This is a genomic window from Polynucleobacter sp. 71A-WALBACH, assembly GCF_018882365.1.
Classification (GTDB): Bacteria; Pseudomonadota; Gammaproteobacteria; order Burkholderiales; family Burkholderiaceae; genus Polynucleobacter.
This window is the reverse complement of the sequence record NZ_JACVOP010000002.1, coordinates 30,914-49,754: the sequence shown is the minus strand read 5'-3', so window position 1 is coordinate 49,754 and position 18,841 is coordinate 30,914. Positions and strand designations below refer to the sequence as shown.

19 protein-coding genes and 1 pseudogene are annotated in these 18,841 nt (G+C 43.4%); 4 read left to right on the top strand and 16 right to left on the bottom strand.

Translation table 11 applies throughout. From position 1 onward, the window contains the following. Positions 1-47: 47 nt before the first annotated feature. Complete coding sequence (locus ICN42_RS07785) at positions 48-1,028, bottom strand: tripartite tricarboxylate transporter substrate binding protein (protein WP_216253118.1); 981 nt, start codon at positions 1,026-1,028, stop codon at positions 48-50. Between the two features lie 67 nt (positions 1,029-1,095). Further along, positions 1,096-2,277, bottom strand: a complete 1,182-nt coding sequence (locus tag ICN42_RS07780; protein WP_255539323.1) for a serine hydrolase — start codon at positions 2,275-2,277, stop codon at positions 1,096-1,098. A gap of 353 nt (positions 2,278-2,630) precedes the next feature. On the opposite strand from ICN42_RS07780, the gene ICN42_RS07775 reads away from it, so the two are divergent. The 3 genes from ICN42_RS07775 (at position 2,631) to ICN42_RS07765 (ending at position 4,745) form a co-directional block, all read left to right on the top strand. Then, complete coding sequence (locus tag ICN42_RS07775) at positions 2,631-3,623, top strand: tripartite tricarboxylate transporter substrate binding protein (RefSeq protein WP_216253113.1); 993 nt, start codon at positions 2,631-2,633, stop codon at positions 3,621-3,623. A 4-nt stretch (positions 3,624-3,627) separates the two neighbouring features. Next, complete coding sequence (locus ICN42_RS07770) at positions 3,628-4,038, top strand: hypothetical protein (protein ID WP_216253111.1); 411 nt, start codon at positions 3,628-3,630, stop codon at positions 4,036-4,038. Between the two features lie 212 nt (positions 4,039-4,250). Beyond that, a complete protein-coding gene (locus ICN42_RS07765; RefSeq protein WP_216253109.1) occupies positions 4,251-4,745 on the top strand; it encodes a cupin domain-containing protein in 495 nt (164 codons plus the stop codon). A 120-nt stretch (positions 4,746-4,865) separates the two neighbouring features. Here the strand turns inward: ICN42_RS07765 and ICN42_RS07760 are convergent, their stop codons facing one another. From ICN42_RS07760 to ICN42_RS07755, 3 genes are all read right to left on the bottom strand, one after another. Continuing rightward, a complete protein-coding gene (locus tag ICN42_RS07760; protein ID WP_255539338.1) occupies positions 4,866-5,291 on the bottom strand; it encodes an SRPBCC family protein in 426 nt (141 codons plus the stop codon). Between the two features lie 9 nt (positions 5,292-5,300). Further along, entirely contained in the window at positions 5,301-5,432 is a 132-nt protein-coding gene (locus tag ICN42_RS11955; RefSeq protein WP_255539322.1) for a hypothetical protein, read from the bottom strand. A gap of 219 nt (positions 5,433-5,651) precedes the next feature. Then, complete coding sequence (locus tag ICN42_RS07755; RefSeq protein WP_216253104.1) at positions 5,652-6,071, bottom strand: CHRD domain-containing protein; 420 nt, start codon at positions 6,069-6,071, stop codon at positions 5,652-5,654. A gap of 152 nt (positions 6,072-6,223) precedes the next feature. On the opposite strand from ICN42_RS07755, the gene senB reads away from it, so the two are divergent. Further along, on the top strand, positions 6,224-7,186 hold the full coding sequence (gene senB / locus ICN42_RS07750) for a selenoneine biosynthesis selenosugar synthase SenB (protein WP_216253102.1): 963 nt from the start codon (positions 6,224-6,226) through the stop codon (positions 7,184-7,186). A gap of 5 nt (positions 7,187-7,191) precedes the next feature. On the opposite strand, the gene egtD is transcribed toward senB, so the two are convergent. The 11 genes and pseudogenes from egtD to ICN42_RS07695 form a co-directional block, all read right to left on the bottom strand. Next, complete coding sequence (egtD, locus tag ICN42_RS07745; RefSeq protein ID WP_370626019.1) at positions 7,192-8,124, bottom strand: L-histidine N(alpha)-methyltransferase; 933 nt, start codon at positions 8,122-8,124, stop codon at positions 7,192-7,194. Positions 8,125-8,153: 29 nt separating this feature from the next. Next, positions 8,154-8,948 carry a phosphonate ABC transporter, permease protein PhnE gene (gene phnE, locus ICN42_RS11950; RefSeq protein ID WP_216253100.1) on the bottom strand — a complete coding sequence of 265 codons (795 nt, stop codon included), beginning with the start codon at positions 8,946-8,948 and terminating at the stop codon, positions 8,154-8,156. After that, complete coding sequence (locus ICN42_RS11945) at positions 8,945-9,772, bottom strand: ABC transporter permease (protein WP_255539321.1); 828 nt, start codon at positions 9,770-9,772, stop codon at positions 8,945-8,947. Before ICN42_RS11945 ends, phnE begins: the two co-directional genes overlap by 4 nt. Continuing rightward, positions 9,772-10,560: a phosphonate ABC transporter ATP-binding protein gene (locus tag ICN42_RS07730; RefSeq protein WP_370626018.1), complete on the bottom strand. Its 789-nt coding sequence runs from the start codon at positions 10,558-10,560 to the stop codon at positions 9,772-9,774. The genes ICN42_RS11945 and ICN42_RS07730 overlap by 1 nt, the downstream gene beginning before the upstream one ends. Then, on the bottom strand, positions 10,557-11,429 hold the full coding sequence (locus ICN42_RS07725; RefSeq protein ID WP_216253097.1) for a putative selenate ABC transporter substrate-binding protein: 873 nt from the start codon (positions 11,427-11,429) through the stop codon (positions 10,557-10,559). The genes ICN42_RS07730 and ICN42_RS07725 overlap by 4 nt, the downstream gene beginning before the upstream one ends. 39 nt (positions 11,430-11,468) lie before the next feature. Continuing rightward, positions 11,469-12,509: a selenide, water dikinase SelD gene (gene selD, locus ICN42_RS07720; protein ID WP_216253095.1), complete on the bottom strand. Its 1,041-nt coding sequence runs from the start codon at positions 12,507-12,509 to the stop codon at positions 11,469-11,471. A 60-nt stretch (positions 12,510-12,569) separates the two neighbouring features. Then, positions 12,570-13,754: an SUMF1/EgtB/PvdO family nonheme iron enzyme gene (locus ICN42_RS07715; protein ID WP_216253093.1), complete on the bottom strand. Its 1,185-nt coding sequence runs from the start codon at positions 13,752-13,754 to the stop codon at positions 12,570-12,572. A gap of 368 nt (positions 13,755-14,122) precedes the next feature. Continuing rightward, entirely contained in the window at positions 14,123-15,271 is a 1,149-nt protein-coding gene (locus ICN42_RS07710) for a beta-propeller fold lactonase family protein (protein ID WP_216253076.1), read from the bottom strand. Positions 15,272-15,333: 62 nt separating this feature from the next. Beyond that, positions 15,334-16,262, bottom strand: a pseudogene (locus tag ICN42_RS07705) (dihydrodipicolinate synthase family protein). 17 nt (positions 16,263-16,279) lie between these two features. Continuing rightward, the gene (locus tag ICN42_RS07700; RefSeq protein ID WP_216253075.1) at positions 16,280-17,827 is read right to left on the bottom strand and encodes a UxaA family hydrolase; all 1,548 of its coding nucleotides are present in this window, start codon (positions 17,825-17,827) and stop codon (positions 16,280-16,282) included. Positions 17,828-17,830: 3 nt separating this feature from the next. Beyond that, entirely contained in the window at positions 17,831-18,814 is a 984-nt protein-coding gene (locus tag ICN42_RS07695) for a tripartite tricarboxylate transporter substrate binding protein (RefSeq protein ID WP_216253072.1), read from the bottom strand. Between the last annotated feature and the right edge of the window lie 27 nt (positions 18,815-18,841).

Here is an 18,841-nt window from a genome sequence, read left to right as displayed (position 1 = left end):
ATAAGATATTGATCACATTCAGATTAATGTAAGGGATATCGTAAAACCTAGTCTAGCGTTACGTTGTTATCTCGAGCTACTTTTCCCCATTTGGCGATCTCAGATTTGACATAGGTATCAAATTGCTTTGGCGTAGAACCTACAGTCTCGGCACCAAACCCTTTGAGCTTTTCCGCTACCTCCGGGATCTTCAGTATCTTGATAATCTCTGTGTTTAGGCGATTAATGATTGCGGGAGGAGTGCCTGCGGGAGCCATAACCCCGCCCCACGACACCGACTCAAATCCCGGCAAAGTTTCAGCAACAGTTGGCACATCCGGGAAGGATGGCAGGCGTTTATTACTAGTCACAGCTAGTGCTCGTAATTGTCCTGAGCGCACATAAGGGGCTGCTGCTATTGCAGTCGGGAGGGCAACAGTGACTTGCCCTGACATCACATCCACAAGACCGGGTGCATCACCCTTATAAGGAACGTGCTCCATCTTAATACCCGCCATTGAATTAAAGAGCTCACCAGAAAGATGGTTTGATGCCCCGTTACCAGCAGAGGCAAAAGTTACTTTTCCTGGATTGGCTTTTGAGTAGGCAATAAGATCCGCAATGGAATTAATCGGTTGCGTTGGCGAAACCACAATAAACTGCGGCACGATAGTAGTCAAAGTAATAGCGGAGAAATCCTTAACAGCGTCATACGGAAGCTTTTTATACACAACAGGGTTGATTGCATTGGGTCCTAAATTTGCCATCAAGAGTGTGTAACCGTCTGGGGCGGCCTTGGCAACATATTCAGTCGCAATAATGCCGTTTGCTCCAGGCTTGTTTTCCACGATCACCGTTTGGCCAAGAGACTCGGAAAGTTTCGATGCAATTAACCTCGCCGTTACATCAGAAGCGCCACCAGCAGGGTATACAACTATAAATTTAATCGTTTGCTTTGAGGGCCAAGCCTGAGCACTGGCGGTCAGAGGCAGTAAAAAAACGATTGCCAATAACGCTGCAGTGCGCGCGATCATTCGAAAAAGATTCATACCTGATCCATTCTTAAAAAATTCTCGTATCTAAATAGCATATAGAGTTGCGCATATTCACATGCTTCTAATTAGCCTTCAAATTCTCCACAACTGCTGCCAGGAAATCTAAATCATCAATCGCCTGCTTACCAACTGGCTTAGAGCGAGCGCCCAAACCAACAATCACAATATTATTAGCAGGATTAATGTAAAGGTATTGACCATGGATACCTCTACCCATAAAGACACTCTCATGGATTTTTCCAGCTTCAGGCTTGACCGTCCACCACTGGTAGCCATAGCCATTTTTCCCTGTAACACCAGTAATCGGTTTTGCACTTCCAGCTTCTGCAAGCCATCCCTCGGGGACAATGCTCTGCCCATTTACCTTCGCACCATCCAAAATGAATTGGCCAAAACGTCCGAAATCTCGTAATACAGCCAAAATACCACTACCCCCCACCTCATGACCACCAGGAGAATCTAGCCACCACAAGCCATTTGCTTGCATACCAACCGGTACCCATATTTTTTTGGATAAGTAATCAGCAAGAGGCATCTTAGTAGCGGCCTGTACCACTTCCCCAATTAAAACTGTTTCACCTGTACTGTAGTTGAAGTTTTTACCTGGTTCTGATGCCTTGGAAAGTGTTTTCATGACGTCAAAAATAGCGCCCTGTTTATTGCTGGCAATTTGAAGTTCTAATAACTTGCGGCGATCAGATGATGGATCGGTATAGGTTTCATTCCATTTAACTCCTGAAGCCATCATCAATAGGTCTCGTACCGAGACCCCCTCATAAGCGCTTCCAGAAAGCTGTGGCAAGTATTTGGTAACCGGATCATTTAGACTTGAGATATAACCATCTTTAATGGCTGCGCCTACCAATGTCGAAACAAATGACTTAGCCACTGACATTGACATCCATTTTGTATTTGGAGTCAATCCAAAATCATAATGCTCGTAGGCAATTTTTCCGTCTTTTAAGACTAACAAGCCCACCATTCGGTTCAGTGCTACATAATCTGGCAAATCATAGGTTTTACCTTCTGAGGTAAATTTCAAGGAAGTTAACTGTTGATTGCTCTGCAGTAGGGGGGATGGCTTTCCGCCAGCCTTAATTACACGCGTTGGAAAAATACGCTCAGTTTGACTATAAGTGCGAACTGCTTTATCGGGATACAGAGACCCGTCGTAAATATCTCTCGCACCTCCAATACTTACATCGGATGGTTGGGCACTTACCCCAGCTGAAAAAATTATCATCCCGATTGTGATCAATCTTGCAATCATCAGATACCCCGCCTTAAAGGTTTAAAAGTACATTATTAGTCAGAATATTGGACAAACACAGATATCCCATTAATGGAAACTACTTAGCAGCAAAAGGAAGGCCTCCACCATTTCTAGCGGGCTCACCAAGACTTGAGCCTGAGACTAAAGGATTATGTGAGCAGAAACCTAGGATAGCTCCTATAAACCGGGGTATAGGAGTGGTCAGCACGCTTCACATCAAAATAAAATTGATTAAAACAAGGGTGTATATACTTTACGAAAAAGCTAAAGGTCAGTACCCTCAAATTAAAGCATTCACTAATAAAAATATATATGGAGACAACATGCCTGGGCATCTTTTCAAAAGCGTCATCAGACTTTTAATTGCAATAGTTACAACGTGCATTACAAGCTTATCTTTCTCGCAAACGCCAGATCCCTACCCTAAAGGCCCAATCAAAATTGTTGTCCCTTATTCTGCAGGGGCGGTAACTGATGCCCTTGGCCGCATTATTGCGATGGGGTTAAATGAAAGTTTTGGAGTAAGCGTTATTGTTGAAAATAAAGTTGGTGCTGGCGGCACAATTGGTACCGAACAAGTAGCCCTATCCCCACCTGATGGCTATACCTTGCTTTTGGGTGCAACTGGACCAGTTTCAGTCGGGAAAGCTCTTTATCCACAACTTCGTTATGATCCTGCAAAAGATTTAACACCTCTAGCGATCATCACTCGCGTGCCATTTGTCGTTGTAGTGCATCCAGACCAGCCATATAAAAATATAGCAGACTTAATTTCTGCCGCTAAAGCAAAACCCAATACTATCGCCTATGGTTCTGCTGGAAATGGAACGCCACAACACATTATTGGTGAAATGTTTAAGCAGTCTACTAACGTACAGTTAATGCACGTGCCTTACAAAGGATCTGCGCCAGCAACCACCGACCTGCTTGGCAACCAAGTTCCCCTGATGTTTGATAACCCAGGCCCCTTAATGCAGCATATTCGCAATGGTAAATTACGTGTTCTTGCTCAAACTGGCGATCGTCGATCCACAGCATTGCCCGATACGCCAACGCTGCGTGAAGCAGGAGTTACTGGATTAGTTGCGGCGCCATGGTACGGAATTATGGGCCCAGGGAATATGCCTCCAGCAGTGGCAGAAAAACTCAATAAAGAGATCAATGCCGTACTACGTCGCCCTGATGTTATTACGCGCATGCAGGAAATGGGCTTAGTCGCCACTCCAATGTCTTTAGCAGAAGCAAAGCAATTCTTAGCTAATGAGGCAAAGGTTTGGGGTGATGCAACTCGTAAATCCAATGCAACGGTAGATTAAACATATGCCACATATCACTGTAGAACTTCCATCGACACTGAAGAACCAGATTGACTGGAAAGTGCTCTTTAAAAAACTTCACTTAAAGTTATCCAGTGCAGGCTATGGGCGCCTAGATGACTTTAAAAGCCGCGTGATACTTCTTGAAGATTGGCAAGTGTCAGATAAAAATGAAGATGCAATATTTTTATTTGCCACTCTTCAAACAATGAATCCACGACCACCTGAAATGATTCGCGCTATGGGTGCCATGATTCATGACAGCCTAGAAGAAATAGCGAGGGAGATTGCGAATGGGCGCTGGTTACAAGTTTGCGTGAAAGTAGGCGGCACCCCAGCTGAAGATTATTTCAAGACCCACATTAATGCCCCCGATCTTAAACTTGGAAACTTCAAAGTAGGTGAAACAAGCTAATTATTTGAAAACGCATTAGGCAAAAATACCAACCCGAAGGTTGGTATTTTCATTTCTGGTGAGCCTCCACTGACTTAAACCTAGGACCAAAGGATTAAGAGGGCAGAAGCACTAGATAGGCACAGGCAAATATCTAGTGAAATAACTCATCCCTTTAAAATACAGCAGAGTTCTAGTAATTAGAGTTTACTAGCAAGCTATAAGGCAAAATAATGATGCAAGAAATGAACTCTTTTATCGACGCGCTTCATCTTCAACCGCACCCTGAAGGGGGCTTTTATAGAGAAATGCATCGATCACTAACAAGTATTCAAGTAGTTAACAGCTCGGCGCTTAAAAGTGCATATACCAGCATTTACTATCTACTTGCTGGCAGTGATTTTTCATCTTGGCACCGAATTCAATCTGATGAAACATGGTTCTTTCACGCCGGCTGCGACGCACTCATTTACTTTTTTGATGAGAATAAGCAACTACAAACCATTCAACTTGGGCTGGCATCCAAAAATTTGCAGGCCACTATTCCTGCTAATACCTGGTTTTCCGCAAGACCATTAGAAGTGATATCTTTTTGTTTGGTAAGTTGTGCAGTAGCCCCAGGATTTGAATTCAGCGACTTTGAAATAGGCAAGCGCAATGAATTGCTGAATACGTTTGGTGGCTCTCCAAAAAATATCCAAGCCATTGAAGCCCTCACTAGGGATTAATTAAGCCATCCAGATTAATCTTACCGCTTCTTGTTGTCCTGGCCAGAATCGAGCAATGCCCAAGACTATCCCCTAAAGTGATAGTACGGCTTAAGCCAATACTCGCGCAAACTGAAATAGCTACTTACAGGCTACAGCTTCAATAGACTTATGTTGACTGGCTCTTTGCGCCATGGATTCAAATCTCCCTCGCATACTATTTTTTATAAAATACTCAATGATGGCTGAGGGAATGATTGAGTTAGGCTCTATCTGAGAATCATACTTAAAGACTGTTTTATCTTTTTCCTCGACTAATTTCCAGGTGCCCTTGTAAGATCTGACATCACCACTGATCTGCTCAAAAATTAAAGATTTATTTGGCAGCTCCGTATATTCCACTGTTGATTTCATTTCAATGGGGAAAAAGAGAATTTTCTCCTCAATCACTCTGTATACACGTACCTTATTGCCCACTCTTGAGATAACTTTTGCTTCAATTATTCCAGGGATATTTTTTGAGCCCTCATAGTCTGTAATAAATGAATAAGCGCTGCAAATATTCATTGGCAAAGATTAACTTGCCTGGATTTGAAGTCGACCTTCAATTGGGATCACGCTTACTTGAACATCAAAGGGATTGGAATTTTCTTGAGCAAAGCTCGGAGAGATAAAGCAGGCTAAGGCAATTGTGAAAAACCATTTCATCTGTAGATTTTAGGATCTTATGGATTTTTTCGTTTAAAACGATATTACAAGCACTAAGCCTCAGTGAACATGGTCTATATCAAAATTTGACCAGCGCAGGGATTGCTTACACACCGACTTCACAGCAATAAGCGTTACTTTAAGAGATGTTAAAAACCACCCCATAGGGTGGTTTTTGCTATTTCCTTGGGACTTAAGAGGCGGGATATAACTTTATTCTTATGGCTTAAGCTGAGCCCTGATTTCGCCTGCTTTATTTGTAGCGCTATGAACATTGAGATAGAGATTGCCACTCTTCAAACTTTGAAGCTGGGCCTCGGTTAATTTAGCACCTGCTGGAGCTGACCACACATTGTCTGCAGTTTTACTAAACGGAACAATTACCGGGCCATTTTGCCCCATAGGAGCTTCGTGGATATGCGCCATAGTGCCTTCCACACCAGTGGTAGTGATAGTTCCAGATACAGATCCATCTGGTGCAACCATGATTGCGCCCACTCCAGATGCAGAGGTCATGACTGGTGGCACCTCTTGAGATCCAGTAAGAGTGACTTTCATAGACTGTGCATATGCACCAAATGAGGCGATTCCAACACATAAAACCAAAGCAGCTTTAGTAAAAACTTGATTCATCTTCATTTATATCTCCAATCGGTTTAGCGAATCTTTAGGCTATCACATCCGCAGGCTTAAATCATGACAATTCAAGGGCTTTAAACATATCTTTCCTAACTAACCTAGAATCCTCTGGAGGACAACATTTAAACCGAAGCTAACCCGGAATTATTGACTTGAAACTGCGTATCGAAATCGTAACGCCTGCACCTGCTGGCACTCTTCACGGAAACCGTATTACCGCCTTACGGTGGCATCAATTTTTGTCACGCTTACATTACCAAAGTACCGTTACTGAGCAATGGTCTGGAAAGTCATGTGATGTTCTGATTGCACTCCATGGACTTCGAAGCCATGACTCCATTCAAAGGTTTAAAAAAGCCTATCCCAATAATCCAGTTGCTTTAATCATGACTGGAACAGATATCTACCGAGACCTCAAAAACTCACCGAAGGTTATCAAGTCAATGGAGATGGCTGATGCAATCGTGCTTCTTCAGCCAGACGCTATTCAATCCTTGCCCCAGAAATTTCATCCTAAAGTCCAGGTAATTTACCAGTCAGTAAAAAGTATCACTAGAAAAACGCCACCAAAACGTCATTTTTTAGCCAGCATCATCGGCCATCTGCGAATAGAAAAAGACCCTTTTTGTGCGGCGCAATGTATGCCTTTGTTACCCTCAAACAGCAAGATCCAACTGGTCCAACTCGGTAAGGCGATGAGTCCAGGTTTGAAAAAACAGGCAATCTCTTTTGAAAAAAATGTGATGCGTTATCGGTGGTTAGGACAACTGAGCCACTCTAAAACACTACAGTGGCTCTCTCGGTCTCATGTCATGATCATCTCGAGCATTATGGAAGGTGGTGCTCACGTAGTTTCTGAAGCCATCGCTATTGGCATCCCCGTGATTGCTTCAGACATTCCAGGCAATCGAGGCTTATTAGGAGACTCCTACCCTGCTTACTATCCGGTAGGAGATAAAGTTGCTTTAAGCAAGCTACTCAATAAAGCTGAGTCCGATCCAGCCTTCTATCAAAAATTGTGTAAGGCGATTGCTGGGCGACAGAAAATCACTAAGGCAGAATTAGAGAAAAAATCTATTCAAAAACTGCTTCAAACCTTATTAGTTAAATCTTAAATCCACTAAGCAGCAGCATAAGCTACCAGGAAATAAGAATTGGGATCAGTCCAGCAATGTACACTTTTAAAGCCAGCGCCAGTTAAAAGTGATTCAAATTTTTCTTGTGTGTACTTATAGCTATTTTCAGTATGGATAAGGGCGCCACTATCAAAATGCTTTTCACCACCAGCCCAAGAAACCACTTGATTTCGAGTAGATCGAAGATACATCTCGATACGCGCAAGCTGATCATTAAAGATGGCGTAATGCTCCCAATGCTCTAAATCAAAATTGGTTTTAACTAAACGATTGAGGTGTAAAAGGATGTTTTTGTTAAAGGCTGCAGTTATTCCAAGGGCATCGTTATAAGCTCGAGATAGAACTTCATGATCCTTAACCAGGTCTACACCGATCAGTAAACCTCCACTACCTTCGCAAACTTTTACAATATTCTTAAACAGCTCTAATGCAGTATCTGGGTCAAAATTTCCAATGGAAGAACCTGGGTAGAAAAAGATTTTCTTTCGACCCACTAAATCTGGAAATGCCATTTCTTCCTGTAAATCACAGGTTTGTGCTTGCATTTGAATCTGTGGAAACTCTTTTTGCAAGCCTGAAATGGCTTGCTCTAAAAATTCCTTTGAAATATCGAGCGCCCGATATTCTTTGGGCAAGAGAGTTTCAAATAATGCACAACCTTTTTCGCAGTTACCAGCACCTAAATCCAATAAAACATCGCATGTTCCAATTGCCAGGGCGATTGCCTGACCATATTGCAGCATGATCTTTTTTTCTGTTCGCGTTGGGTAATACTCTTCTAAAAAAGTAATTGCCTCAAATAAGTGGGAGCCAATTTCATCATAGAAAAACTTTGGTGATATCGATGGCTGCTCTTGCAAGAGACCAGTAATAAGCTCATCGATCATCTTATGACCAGGTAAATGCTCTTGACTCACTTCAATATTCCTTTTTTATATGCCAGGGTTTAGCCAAGGCTGTGCATTTGCACCCTGCGAAGTTTATTACTAATCATATCTACGCCAATGACTAATACCAGCATTGCCATGATCACCGTTGAGGCTTGCTGCTCATGTAATAAAGAGAGCTCATAGTACAAAATCTGTCCAAGGCCCCCTGCGCCTACAAATCCCAATATCGTCGCCATGCGTATGTTCATCTCCCAACGATAAAGACTGTAAGAAAGCAGTTGGGAGTAAATCCCCGGAAAAGCCCCATAGATAAATGCTTGAACATGACTCGCTCCAGCCAATCTGAGAGCATGCGTTGCATTAGGAGAATGATTTTCTAGAGTCTCACCAAACAAACGACCCAGTACGCCCGTGGTATGCAAGGCAAGCGCTAAAGTTCCCGCAAATGGTCCTAAACCCACTGCCAACACCATTAATACCGCCCACACAAGTTCTGGCACCGAGCGAAGAAAATTTAAGAAAAAACGGGTCGCCACTTTTGCACTATGGCCAAACTGCCCAGCAGCTGGTAGCGCCAAAAAAAGGCCGGCAATTGCCGCTAATAAAGTTGCTAAGGCAGAAATAGCTAAAGTCTGTAATACACCAATCCAAACCTTTTGTAAAAATGATGGCGAGAAATCTGGTGGAAAAAAGCGCGCTGTATAGATGACAATATCAGTGATCGCTTGTTGAGTGAACAGCGCCAATGGATTGAGCGAAAGATAAGCAAAGCTTCCCACAATACAAAATATGATGAGTGCAAGCGTCATGAGACACTTAAAACAAAATTTGCGAGCTGGTTCGTAGTTCATGCAAGCTGCCTACGAATAATGAGGCTGATATAGTCTGCGAGTAAAACAAGTAACAAAAACATGATCAGGATGGTAGATACCTCACCGCCATTGAGCATCTTCATCGACTGGTCCATTAACTGGCCTAAACCGCCAGCACCCACAAAACCCATTACGACTGAGGCTCTCACTGCACATTCCCAGCGATAGATGGTGTAAGAGGCTAGCTCTTGTGAAGCACCCGGCAATAGCCCATATAAAAATGCATTGATACGGCCACTACCCAACATCAGCAAGGCTCTAGCGGGCAAGGTATTTTCAGTCTCCAAAATTTCGGAATACACTTTTGCTAGCATGCCACCATAGGTAATGGCGATTGCTAATACGCCTGCGATTGGACCTAAACCAAATACTCTGACCAACAGTAAGGCCCATACAATTTCTGGAATACCTCTGAGCAATAACATCAGCATTCGAGCAAGGTATCTACCAAACCTAGCGATTTGATGCCCTGAGGCCGGGCCAATACGTGAAATAGATAGGCTATAAGTAATAATTAAGCCCAGCGGGATTGCCATCAGCATTGCCAAGGCGATACCTGCTGTTGCCATGGCTAAAGTTTCTAAAGTAGCCTTTAGCACTAAAGCCAAAAATGATAATTGCAGATTCGGCGGGAAAAACTGAATTAAGAAGTTGGTAAAAACTTGAAGGTTGCGATCTTCAAATAATGCAAATACATCAAACTGTGCCAATTGCATCATTGGCCACAAGATAGCTAGTGCGACACACATCACCAAAAAACGTTTGAGTGCTTCAGGATCCCTAGAATGATGTGACACGTTCATCACTGTAAATTTGCAATGCCTTGTTTGGGTAAAATGCCTCGCTCGGCTGCATATAACTGTTGTAGCAAACTCTCGCTTACTTCAGATGCCGGTAAGTCAAAAAAGACTTCTCCATCTCGTAGCCCAATAATTCTTGGGAACCACCGTAAAGCAATATCCACCGCATGTAGGCTAGCTACAAAACAGGCATCTCTAGTGCGAGCATCCTCTAAAAGACACTGAATCGTTAAATCGGAAAGCACGGGATCCATTGCTGATACCGGCTCATCAGCTAGCAATAAATGCGGCTTTTGATACAGCACGCGCGCGACACCCACCCTTTGCAGTTGACCTCCAGATAGGCGATCACAACGATCAAAGAGGCGGTCCGCTAGATCGAGTTTTTGTAAACATAGCTGAGGACCTGCAATATCTACTGGGTAGATTAACGATAACAAAGACTTCCAGAGTGGCCACTGGCCAAGGCGACCAGCCAAGACTGCGGTGATCACTCTTTGTCTTGGCGGGATAGGGGCTGCTTGATGCACTAAGCCTATTTGGGAGCGTAAACGCTGTAGCTGCCCTTTTGAAATCGCCCATGGATCAACATTGAATACTGTTATCGACCCAGTGCTTGGCCGCAGTGAAGTTGCAATTAAGTTCAGAAAGCTAGTTTTGCCGGAACCTGATGATCCAATAATCGCAATAGACTCCACAGCCGAGGCGCTAATGTTGATATTTTTTAGCGCCTCTTTGCCATTGCTATGGCTAAAGCTAACATTCTTAAATGAAAATGCTATTTTTTTCACTTAATCAAACCAGCACCGATAGCAGCCTTTTCGATTTCATCATAGTTAGATGACTTGGTAGGAAGATATTTACTAGCCCTCTGAAGATCCATTAATTCTTTTTGAGCGGGATCGTTAGCGCTTAACTTTAAAAAAGCATCGCTAATTTTTTTTGTCAGCGCTGCATCTAAACCGCCTCGTACCGTCCAGTTGTAATCATGGTACGGTGGCGTTGTATATAGCACTTTGACTTTTTCGGTATTGGGATTTTTAGCATCCGATAATTTGTCCCAAACGGATGCATTTAAAGCGCCAGCATCTGCTTTACCACTCGCGACAAAGGCGATCGTTGCGTCATGAGCTCCTGAAAAAGCAATACTCTTAAAGTCTTTGTCTGGATTAATGCCTGCCTTCATTAAATAAAAACGCGGCATCAAGTGACCCGAGGTGGATGATGGCGAACCAAAGGCAAAGGTCTTGCCTTTTAAGTCAGCCAAAATCTTTGCTGAGCTACCTTCAGGAATAATAAATTTACTGGTAAATTTTTCATCCTCAAGACGCTGAATGATGGGCTTGACGGCGCCATTCGTACGAATTTTTGCCTGGATATAAGTAAACCCTCCCAGCCAAGCCATATCGATTTTATTAGTTGCCAGAGCCTCAACTACTGCAGCATAGTCAGTCACAGGTATGAATTCGACTTTCATGCCAGTCTCTTTGGAAAGATATTCACCTAATGGGAGAAATTTTCTTTGCAGCTCGGTTGGCGATTCATCTGGAATCGCGGAGACGCGCAAGACAGCTTGTGCGTGAGCTGGAAGCGTCAGCACGCTCCCGAAAAGCATAGCCAAAACTAGGCTTAAAGAAAATTTCAATGTATTGAGTTTCATTTGGAATGGATGCTTTCTATTGAACGAAAAAAGTAGAACTTAGGCTACAGAAACGCCTGAGCCTTGAGTAAAGTGACCTATTTGTTGAGCTTGAGCAAATCCATCTGCTCTGAGAATTTCTAATACTTGCTCAGTAGCTTCTGGGCTGCAAGAGATTAATAAACCCCCGCTGGTTTGGGGATCAGACAAGAGATTTTGTTGCCAAGCATCTAAATGGGAAGCCATCGAAATTTCATGGCCATAGCCAAGCCAGTTACGTGGAGATGCACCAGTAAAGACACCCTCTTTAACAAGCTTGACCGCCTCAGAGATAACTGGAATAGAGTCCCACTGAATCTGGGCTGATAGCTTTGCGCCTCGGCATAGTTCTAATAAGTGTCCTGCTAAGCCAAATCCCGTCACATCCGTGAGTGCATGTACGCTATCCAGTTGAGATAGCGCTACACCAGGTTTATTCAACTTAGTCGTTAAGGCAATCATCTCCTGGTAAGCAGAATCAGATAGCTGTTCTTTTTTTAGTGCAGCAGAGAGAATACCCACACCCAAGGGTTTGCTGAGGATAATGCTATCTCCTAACTTTGCGCCGCTATTACGCTTGAGCTTTTTAGGATCAACCACTCCAATTGCGACCAAGCCATAGATGGGCTCTACAGTATCGATTGAGTGGCCACCAGCAATCATGATTCCAGCTTCTGCACAGACTGATTCACCACCAGCAGTGATCTGCTGAATCACTTCTAAGGGAAGCACATTAATTGGCATGCCTAATAGCGCCAAGGCGAACAGGGGTTGGGCTCCCATAGCGTAAATATCTGAAATAGCATTCGTTGCCGCAATACGCCCAAATTGATAGGGGTCATCAACAATAGGCATAAAGAAATCGGTGGTCGCCACGATCGCTTGATGTTCGTTGATTTGATAAACAGCAGCATCCTCATTGTTATCAGAGCCCGCAAGAAGTGCAGCGGGTATCTGGCGAATAGGAGAGGATTTTAGAATATCGCTCAATATGCCTGGAGCAATTTTGCAACCACAGCCCCCGCCATGAGAGAGGGAGGTAAGACGACCGTTGTATGTCATGTTGAAGAGCTCAATTTAAAAGTAAGAAGATGGGCAGGCAAGAGTATGAGCTTACCTAATTTATGCCAAACAGGTGCGAAAACCACAAAAGTGATCGCTTCTAGAGGGTAAATAAAAATTTCTGAACTGTGGACGTCGCAAATACTCTGGGGTGTAAGAACTCCAGCCCTTTAAAACGCGATAGCTACCATCGAACCAAGGGCTTGAGTAATCTTGATAAGGATCAGGGCTAAATCCTGCAAAAGGCATAAAAATACTACTAGTCCACTCCCATAAGCCTGAGTGACGCCAATTTGCAGGGGAAGACAGCATTAATGCGGTGAGCTCATGCTCGTTAGGCAGGCGAAGGCCACGCCACAAACAATACCGCTCAGCATCTTGAGCGGAAATATGTCGCACAGGCGCCCGCAAATCCATTGCCAGCCACTGATGAAACGATCTTTCATACCACCGACCGCCCTCTTGTTTCCAATGCAATGGCGGACTCACCAATGGGCTCATGCCCGAATCTCGATGCGCCTCTAAAAACTCTAAATACTGCCCATTGTTTACCGCATCACTAGAAATGGAAAAATGGGGAACCGCCACTTTGTGCTGCCATTTTTCATTATCAAAAATAAAGCCTGAATGTGGAGCTGACCCCAGTTGAATTTGGCTTGCAGGCATATCAATATAAGTCGGCTCTAAGCTATCCGTCTGCAGCAAAGCAACTTCTGGCCCCCTCTCAACCGGCCATGCATATGCCAAATGCTGCCATGTATAGGCAAATGCTTCGTTGTGCATATCTTGATGAAAAATCGCCAACTGCAAAAAATAGGCTTGTTCAGGAGTCAAAGATCCTGATCTGAGAATGGCATGAGACCGTTCGGTCACATCTGAAAAGTAATTCTGGAGTATATCAATTGATGGTAATTGAACTTGCCAGCGATCATCATGAACGATTCCAGATGAATTAAATAAAGCATCTGCATGCGGAAGAAAGGACGGGTTAGATGGAGCCCTGTGTCGATGCACCCAAAACTCTTGAAACCAAATGAGGTGACCAAACTCCCAATGAGGGGGGTTTAAATTAGATGAAATAGAGACAGTTTCCTGCCCTTTGCTCAGATTACTAATGACGGTACGTGTAATCAGCGCCGAGCTCTCCAAGGCGTTCAGCAGAACCTGCGCCGATGGCCACGGATCATACTGGAGAAAGTCGGGCTTAGTCATTTGATCGAAATTGACATTAGTAAGAGAGCGCATTAGTGCTCAATTCTACTGAATCCATCAATTATTGCGCAGCCTATTCGCATCGGGGCAATAGAGCTTCAATCAATGTGTACTAAAAAATACCAGCCCAAAGGTTAGTATTTTCTTTTCTGGTGGGCCCGCCAGGACTTGAACCTAGAACCAAAGGATTATGAGAGCAGGAGCCCTGGATGGATCCCCATAAAGAGGGGGCTACGATCGGTCAGTAACGGTGTTTAAGTAAATGTGCCCTGAGCTTTACTACAAAGCGGCATTACTTTAAGTAACGCTCATAAAAAAGCCACCCGAAGGTGGCTAAAGTCAAAAAAGATACTCTCCTCAATAAAACTTATGCATAAATTAGCTAAGCATTTAGAAATTTACTATTTTGTCTTAACAAACGTCACCCAATTCGCACCTTTACCCCCTGGCACCCTCTCAATAAGATTAAGTTCACCAGTAGCTTGATTAATTGAATAAAGTGAAACCTTTTCAGACTTTTGTCCAGCAGCAACTAAAAATTGTCCGCTTGGGTCAATATTAAAACCCCTAGGCAACTCTTCAGTAGGAATGGTAAATAAATACTTTACCTTACCCGTTTGAGGGTCCACTTCGAACCCACTTAAAGTACTCTTAGTTCTCTCCGAGGTGTAGAGGAACTTACCATTAGGGGTCAATTTAATTTCAGCGGAGAAAATCATATTGGAGTCATCAAATGCAGTTGCTTCTGGCGATCCAGTTGGAGGTCTCGGTCTTCCAGGCACCAGTTTGGAATCGACAGGAAGACTTGAAGCAGCCTGAATTTGAGTGAGCATCCCCGTTTTAATATCTCTTGTGAAGACAATGACCTCACCAGTCATCTCGGTGATGACATAGGCAAATTTATTATCAGCTGAAATTACAATATGTCTTGGCCCTTGTTGTTTTTGAAGGGCTACTGAGACTGCAGTTTCCGACAGAGGTTTTGGCTGAGATGCATTAAAAGTGTGAACTTTGATTTCATCAGTGCCTAGTTGGGGTACATAGACAAACTTATTTGACTGATCAAATACGATGGAGTGAGGATTTTTTCCCCCACTTTGAAAAGCTTCCGCAGGAACGGGATTGACATAGCCATTTGCTTGAATTTGACTAACGCTATTGTTATGCCCACCAAAAGAAGTAGCTAATAGCCATTTACCAGTTTTATCGGTAGAAACATTAACCATGCTATCAGGCAATGGAATTGCGCCCATCCACTTCAATTGACCAGTTCCCTGGTCAATTTGATACATATATAGAGAAAAAGGTTTAGAGCGAACTGATGCGTACAAATTTTTGCCATCTGGTGATGTCGCCATTGGCATCACAAATTTTCCGGCAGGAAAGCGCCCAATAGAATTTAAGTGGGGACTCGCTTCTGTAGTCAGCTCGTATGCTGTTATATCCGCATCTTCAATATTGGAAATGTAAACATAGGTTCCAGAGTAGGCGGATGTGGCAAGTAAGCCAGCGGCTAATCCAATTGCAATTTTTTTATAGACAACATTCATTTGTTTATCTCCTTTTGTAAAAATTATTTTTTAATTGTGCGGCTATTTATTACACTCCAAAACTAAACAAGATTTAATGCATTAGGCAATTCAAAGCGAACATTGGAAAGCCCCTCTTCCAACTGTTTGGACTGCTCATCAGATAGCTCTACCAGAGGTGGACGAACTACTCGCCAATCATCCCTACCAGTTTTCCAAGCAATTGCCGCTTTCATTGCGGCAATCATTGGAAGCCTCGCAAATACCGAGCGGAGAGAATCCAAATCCTGCTGTTGCTTCAAAGCGTCTTGGTATTGCCACTCTCGATAGAGCTTAACAATTGGCCCAGGATTTACATTTCCAGTAGCTGTTATGCAACCAGCGCCGCCGGCCTGCATATTTTTAAGTAGAAAGGTTTCGCTACCTGCGAAAACATCAAAACCCTCAGGTTGAAATTCTTTTAACATCGCCTCCGTATTACTCCAGTCCCCAGAGCTATCTTTAATACCAGCGATGGATCGAGGATACTTCTTCAGCAATCTCTCAATTAGTGACAAGGTAATGGGTGTTTGCGACACTGGCGGAATATGGTACAGATAGACTCGCAAGCGATTATCGCCAACGCTCTCGATTACATCAGAAAAATAACGATATAAACCTTCATCACTAACGTTTTTAAGTAGAACGGGGGAAGCATCAATACACCCGCACAACCCACGCTAACCACATGCTTTGTCATTCTTACGGTATCTGGCAATGAGCAACTTCCAACACCTGGCATCATTCGCTCTGGCGACAACCCAGAACCAATCAACTCATCTAATAAACTAATTTTTTCATCAACCGATAGGGAGGTTGCCTCAGAATTAGTTCCAAATATTGCCAAACCAACATCTTGATTAATGAGCCACTTACAATGTTTTACAAAACGATCGGAATCAACCGTGTAATCCCCATTAAATGGTGTGAGTACTGGTGAAAAGACACCTTTAAGTTTATTTAATTTATTCATTTTATGTTTTCTAGTAGTTAGCTCATGATGCCAATATTCCAGGGCACAAACTCATGATCACCAAGCCCAAGCAGCTCGCTTTTGGTTTTCTCTCCTGACGCTACTTGAATCATCAAATCAAATATTTTCCCTGCAGTCTCTTCAAGTGTTTCGATGCCATCTAGAATTACACCGCAATTTAAGTCCATATCTTCAGTAAGTCTGTTATACATTGGCGTGTTTGTAGCTAACTTAATAGATGGCACGGGTTTTGCACCAAACATAGAACCCCTCCCAGTGGTAAACATAATTAAGTTTGCTCCACCAGCTATCTGACCGGTAGCGGAAACTGGATCAAAACCTGGTGTATCCATAAATACCAAACCATGCTGACTAACTGACTCAGCATATTTGTATACCTCCATAAGGCCAGAAGTTCCACCCTTCATGGAGGAACCTAGTGATTTTTCAAAGATATTAGCAAGGCCACCAACTTGATTTCCGGGGCTAACCGCGCCATTAATTTGCACATCTCTACCAGTGGAGTAGTCCTCTTTCCACCATTTAATTCTCTCAATCAATTTCTCGCCAACTACCCTGCTTTGCGCTCTTCGAGTTAAGGTATGTTCTACCCCATAGATCTCTGGAGTTTCAGAAAGAATTGCCGTCCCACCGTGACGCACCAAAATATCCATTGCAGCGCCAAGGGCGGGATTAGCGGTAATGGATGAGAATCCATCAGAACCCCCGCATTGCAAGCCAATCTTTAATTCACTCACGGGTAATGATTGTCGTGCTGCAAGATTTGCTTCTGGCAGCATCTTCTCAACTTCTTTGATTGCCGCCTCAATTGTGACTCTCGTGCCACCGGACTCTTGCATGATGAATGTTTTAAAGCGATTACTTACAGAAAGACCTTCTTGTGCTACCAACCCTGAAAGTTGATTTCTCTCGCACCCTAAACCAATTAGCAAGGTTCCTGCAAAATTGGGATGACGAGCATACCCACCAATAGTTCTTCGCAGGAGATCCATTGGCTCGCCGCTCATCTCCATGCCACAGCCTAGCCCGTGAGTTAATCCAACCACTCCATCAATATTCGGAAAGTCTTTAAGTCGCTCTTTAGTGAAATATTCAGCAACTTTATGAACTACAGTTGCCGAGCAATTTACTGTAGAAAGAATCCCAATAAAGTTACGAGTCCCCACTTTGCCATCATCGCGTAAATATCCCATGAAACGAGCTTGCGCTTCGTTATCTACATAGCTTGTCTTTATATAGTCCTTCCCATAAGCGTAATCACGATCAAACTCTTGAAACAGCACATTATGCGAATGAACATAGCTACCCGCCGCAATGTCAACGGCCGCAAATCCTATACATACGCTGTATTTCATTATGGGTTCACCAGCCTTAATATCTCTAGCGGCAATTTTGTGCCCTGCTGGCACCTGACTCTTTGATATGAAATTTTCTGAGTCTACTTTTTGACCAATTGAAACATCGGTTCTAGCAATAACTATGTTATCCGCCGAATGAAGACGAATCACTGTTCCAATAATTTTCTTTTCGTTTAGCTCGAGCATATTTTAGTCTGCAGTAATGTTGGCTGATTTAATAACTTTTACCCAACGGGCGGATTCAGATTTAATGAACCCAGAAAATTGCTCTGGATTGCTACCCACAACTGTATAACCCTCTTCATTTAGCTTCGATTTCATTGCTGGATTCTTTAGGGCGTTTGCTGCCTCGATATAAATCTTATTAATAATCTGATTGGATGTTTTTGCTGGAGCGAATAATCCGTACCAGGTTAATACCTCGAATCCTGTTAACCCCAGAGCCTCGTTCACAGTTGGGATATCTGGGTAATTTGGGCTACGCTTTGCGCTACTAATGGCAAGAACCCTTAATTTCCCCGTGGCAACCATTGGCATAGCGGCTGCAACATTTGAAAACATGAATGGAACTTGACCCCCCATCACATCAGTTAAAGCGCTTGATTCGCCCTTGTAGGGTACGTGATTCATATCCACCCCCGTCATGCTTAATAGCAATTCAGTCGCTATATGCTGTGGGCCACCGACTCCACTTGAGGCATAAGCAAAATTCCCCTTGTCTTTCTTAGCCAAAGCAATTAAATCTTTTAAAGACTTAACCGGCATATCGGAATTGACCACTACAACCATTGGCAATGAAACCAACATGCTAATTGGCTTGAAATCTACAAGCGGATCAAAAGGTAGCATTTTGTACATGCTTGGCGCAATCACCATTGTTGATTGAGAAGCCAACATTAAGGCGTATCCATCAGGAGGTGAAGACGCTAAATTTGCAGCAGCTACGGTTCCTGTAGCGCCAGGTTTGTTATCCACCACAAACTGCTGACCCGTTTGCTGACTCATTTTTGCGCCAATTTGTCGGGCTACGATATCCGCTGCGCCACCAGGGGCAAATCCAACAAGCAATCGAACTGGTTTATCTGGATAAGTTTGGGCGCCGACCTGCGCCACTGAAAATCCCAAAATAAAGATGCCTATTAACCTAATAAACCAAAATCCAACATTTCTCATAAGCAACCTCTTTTTTAATGGTTCTTA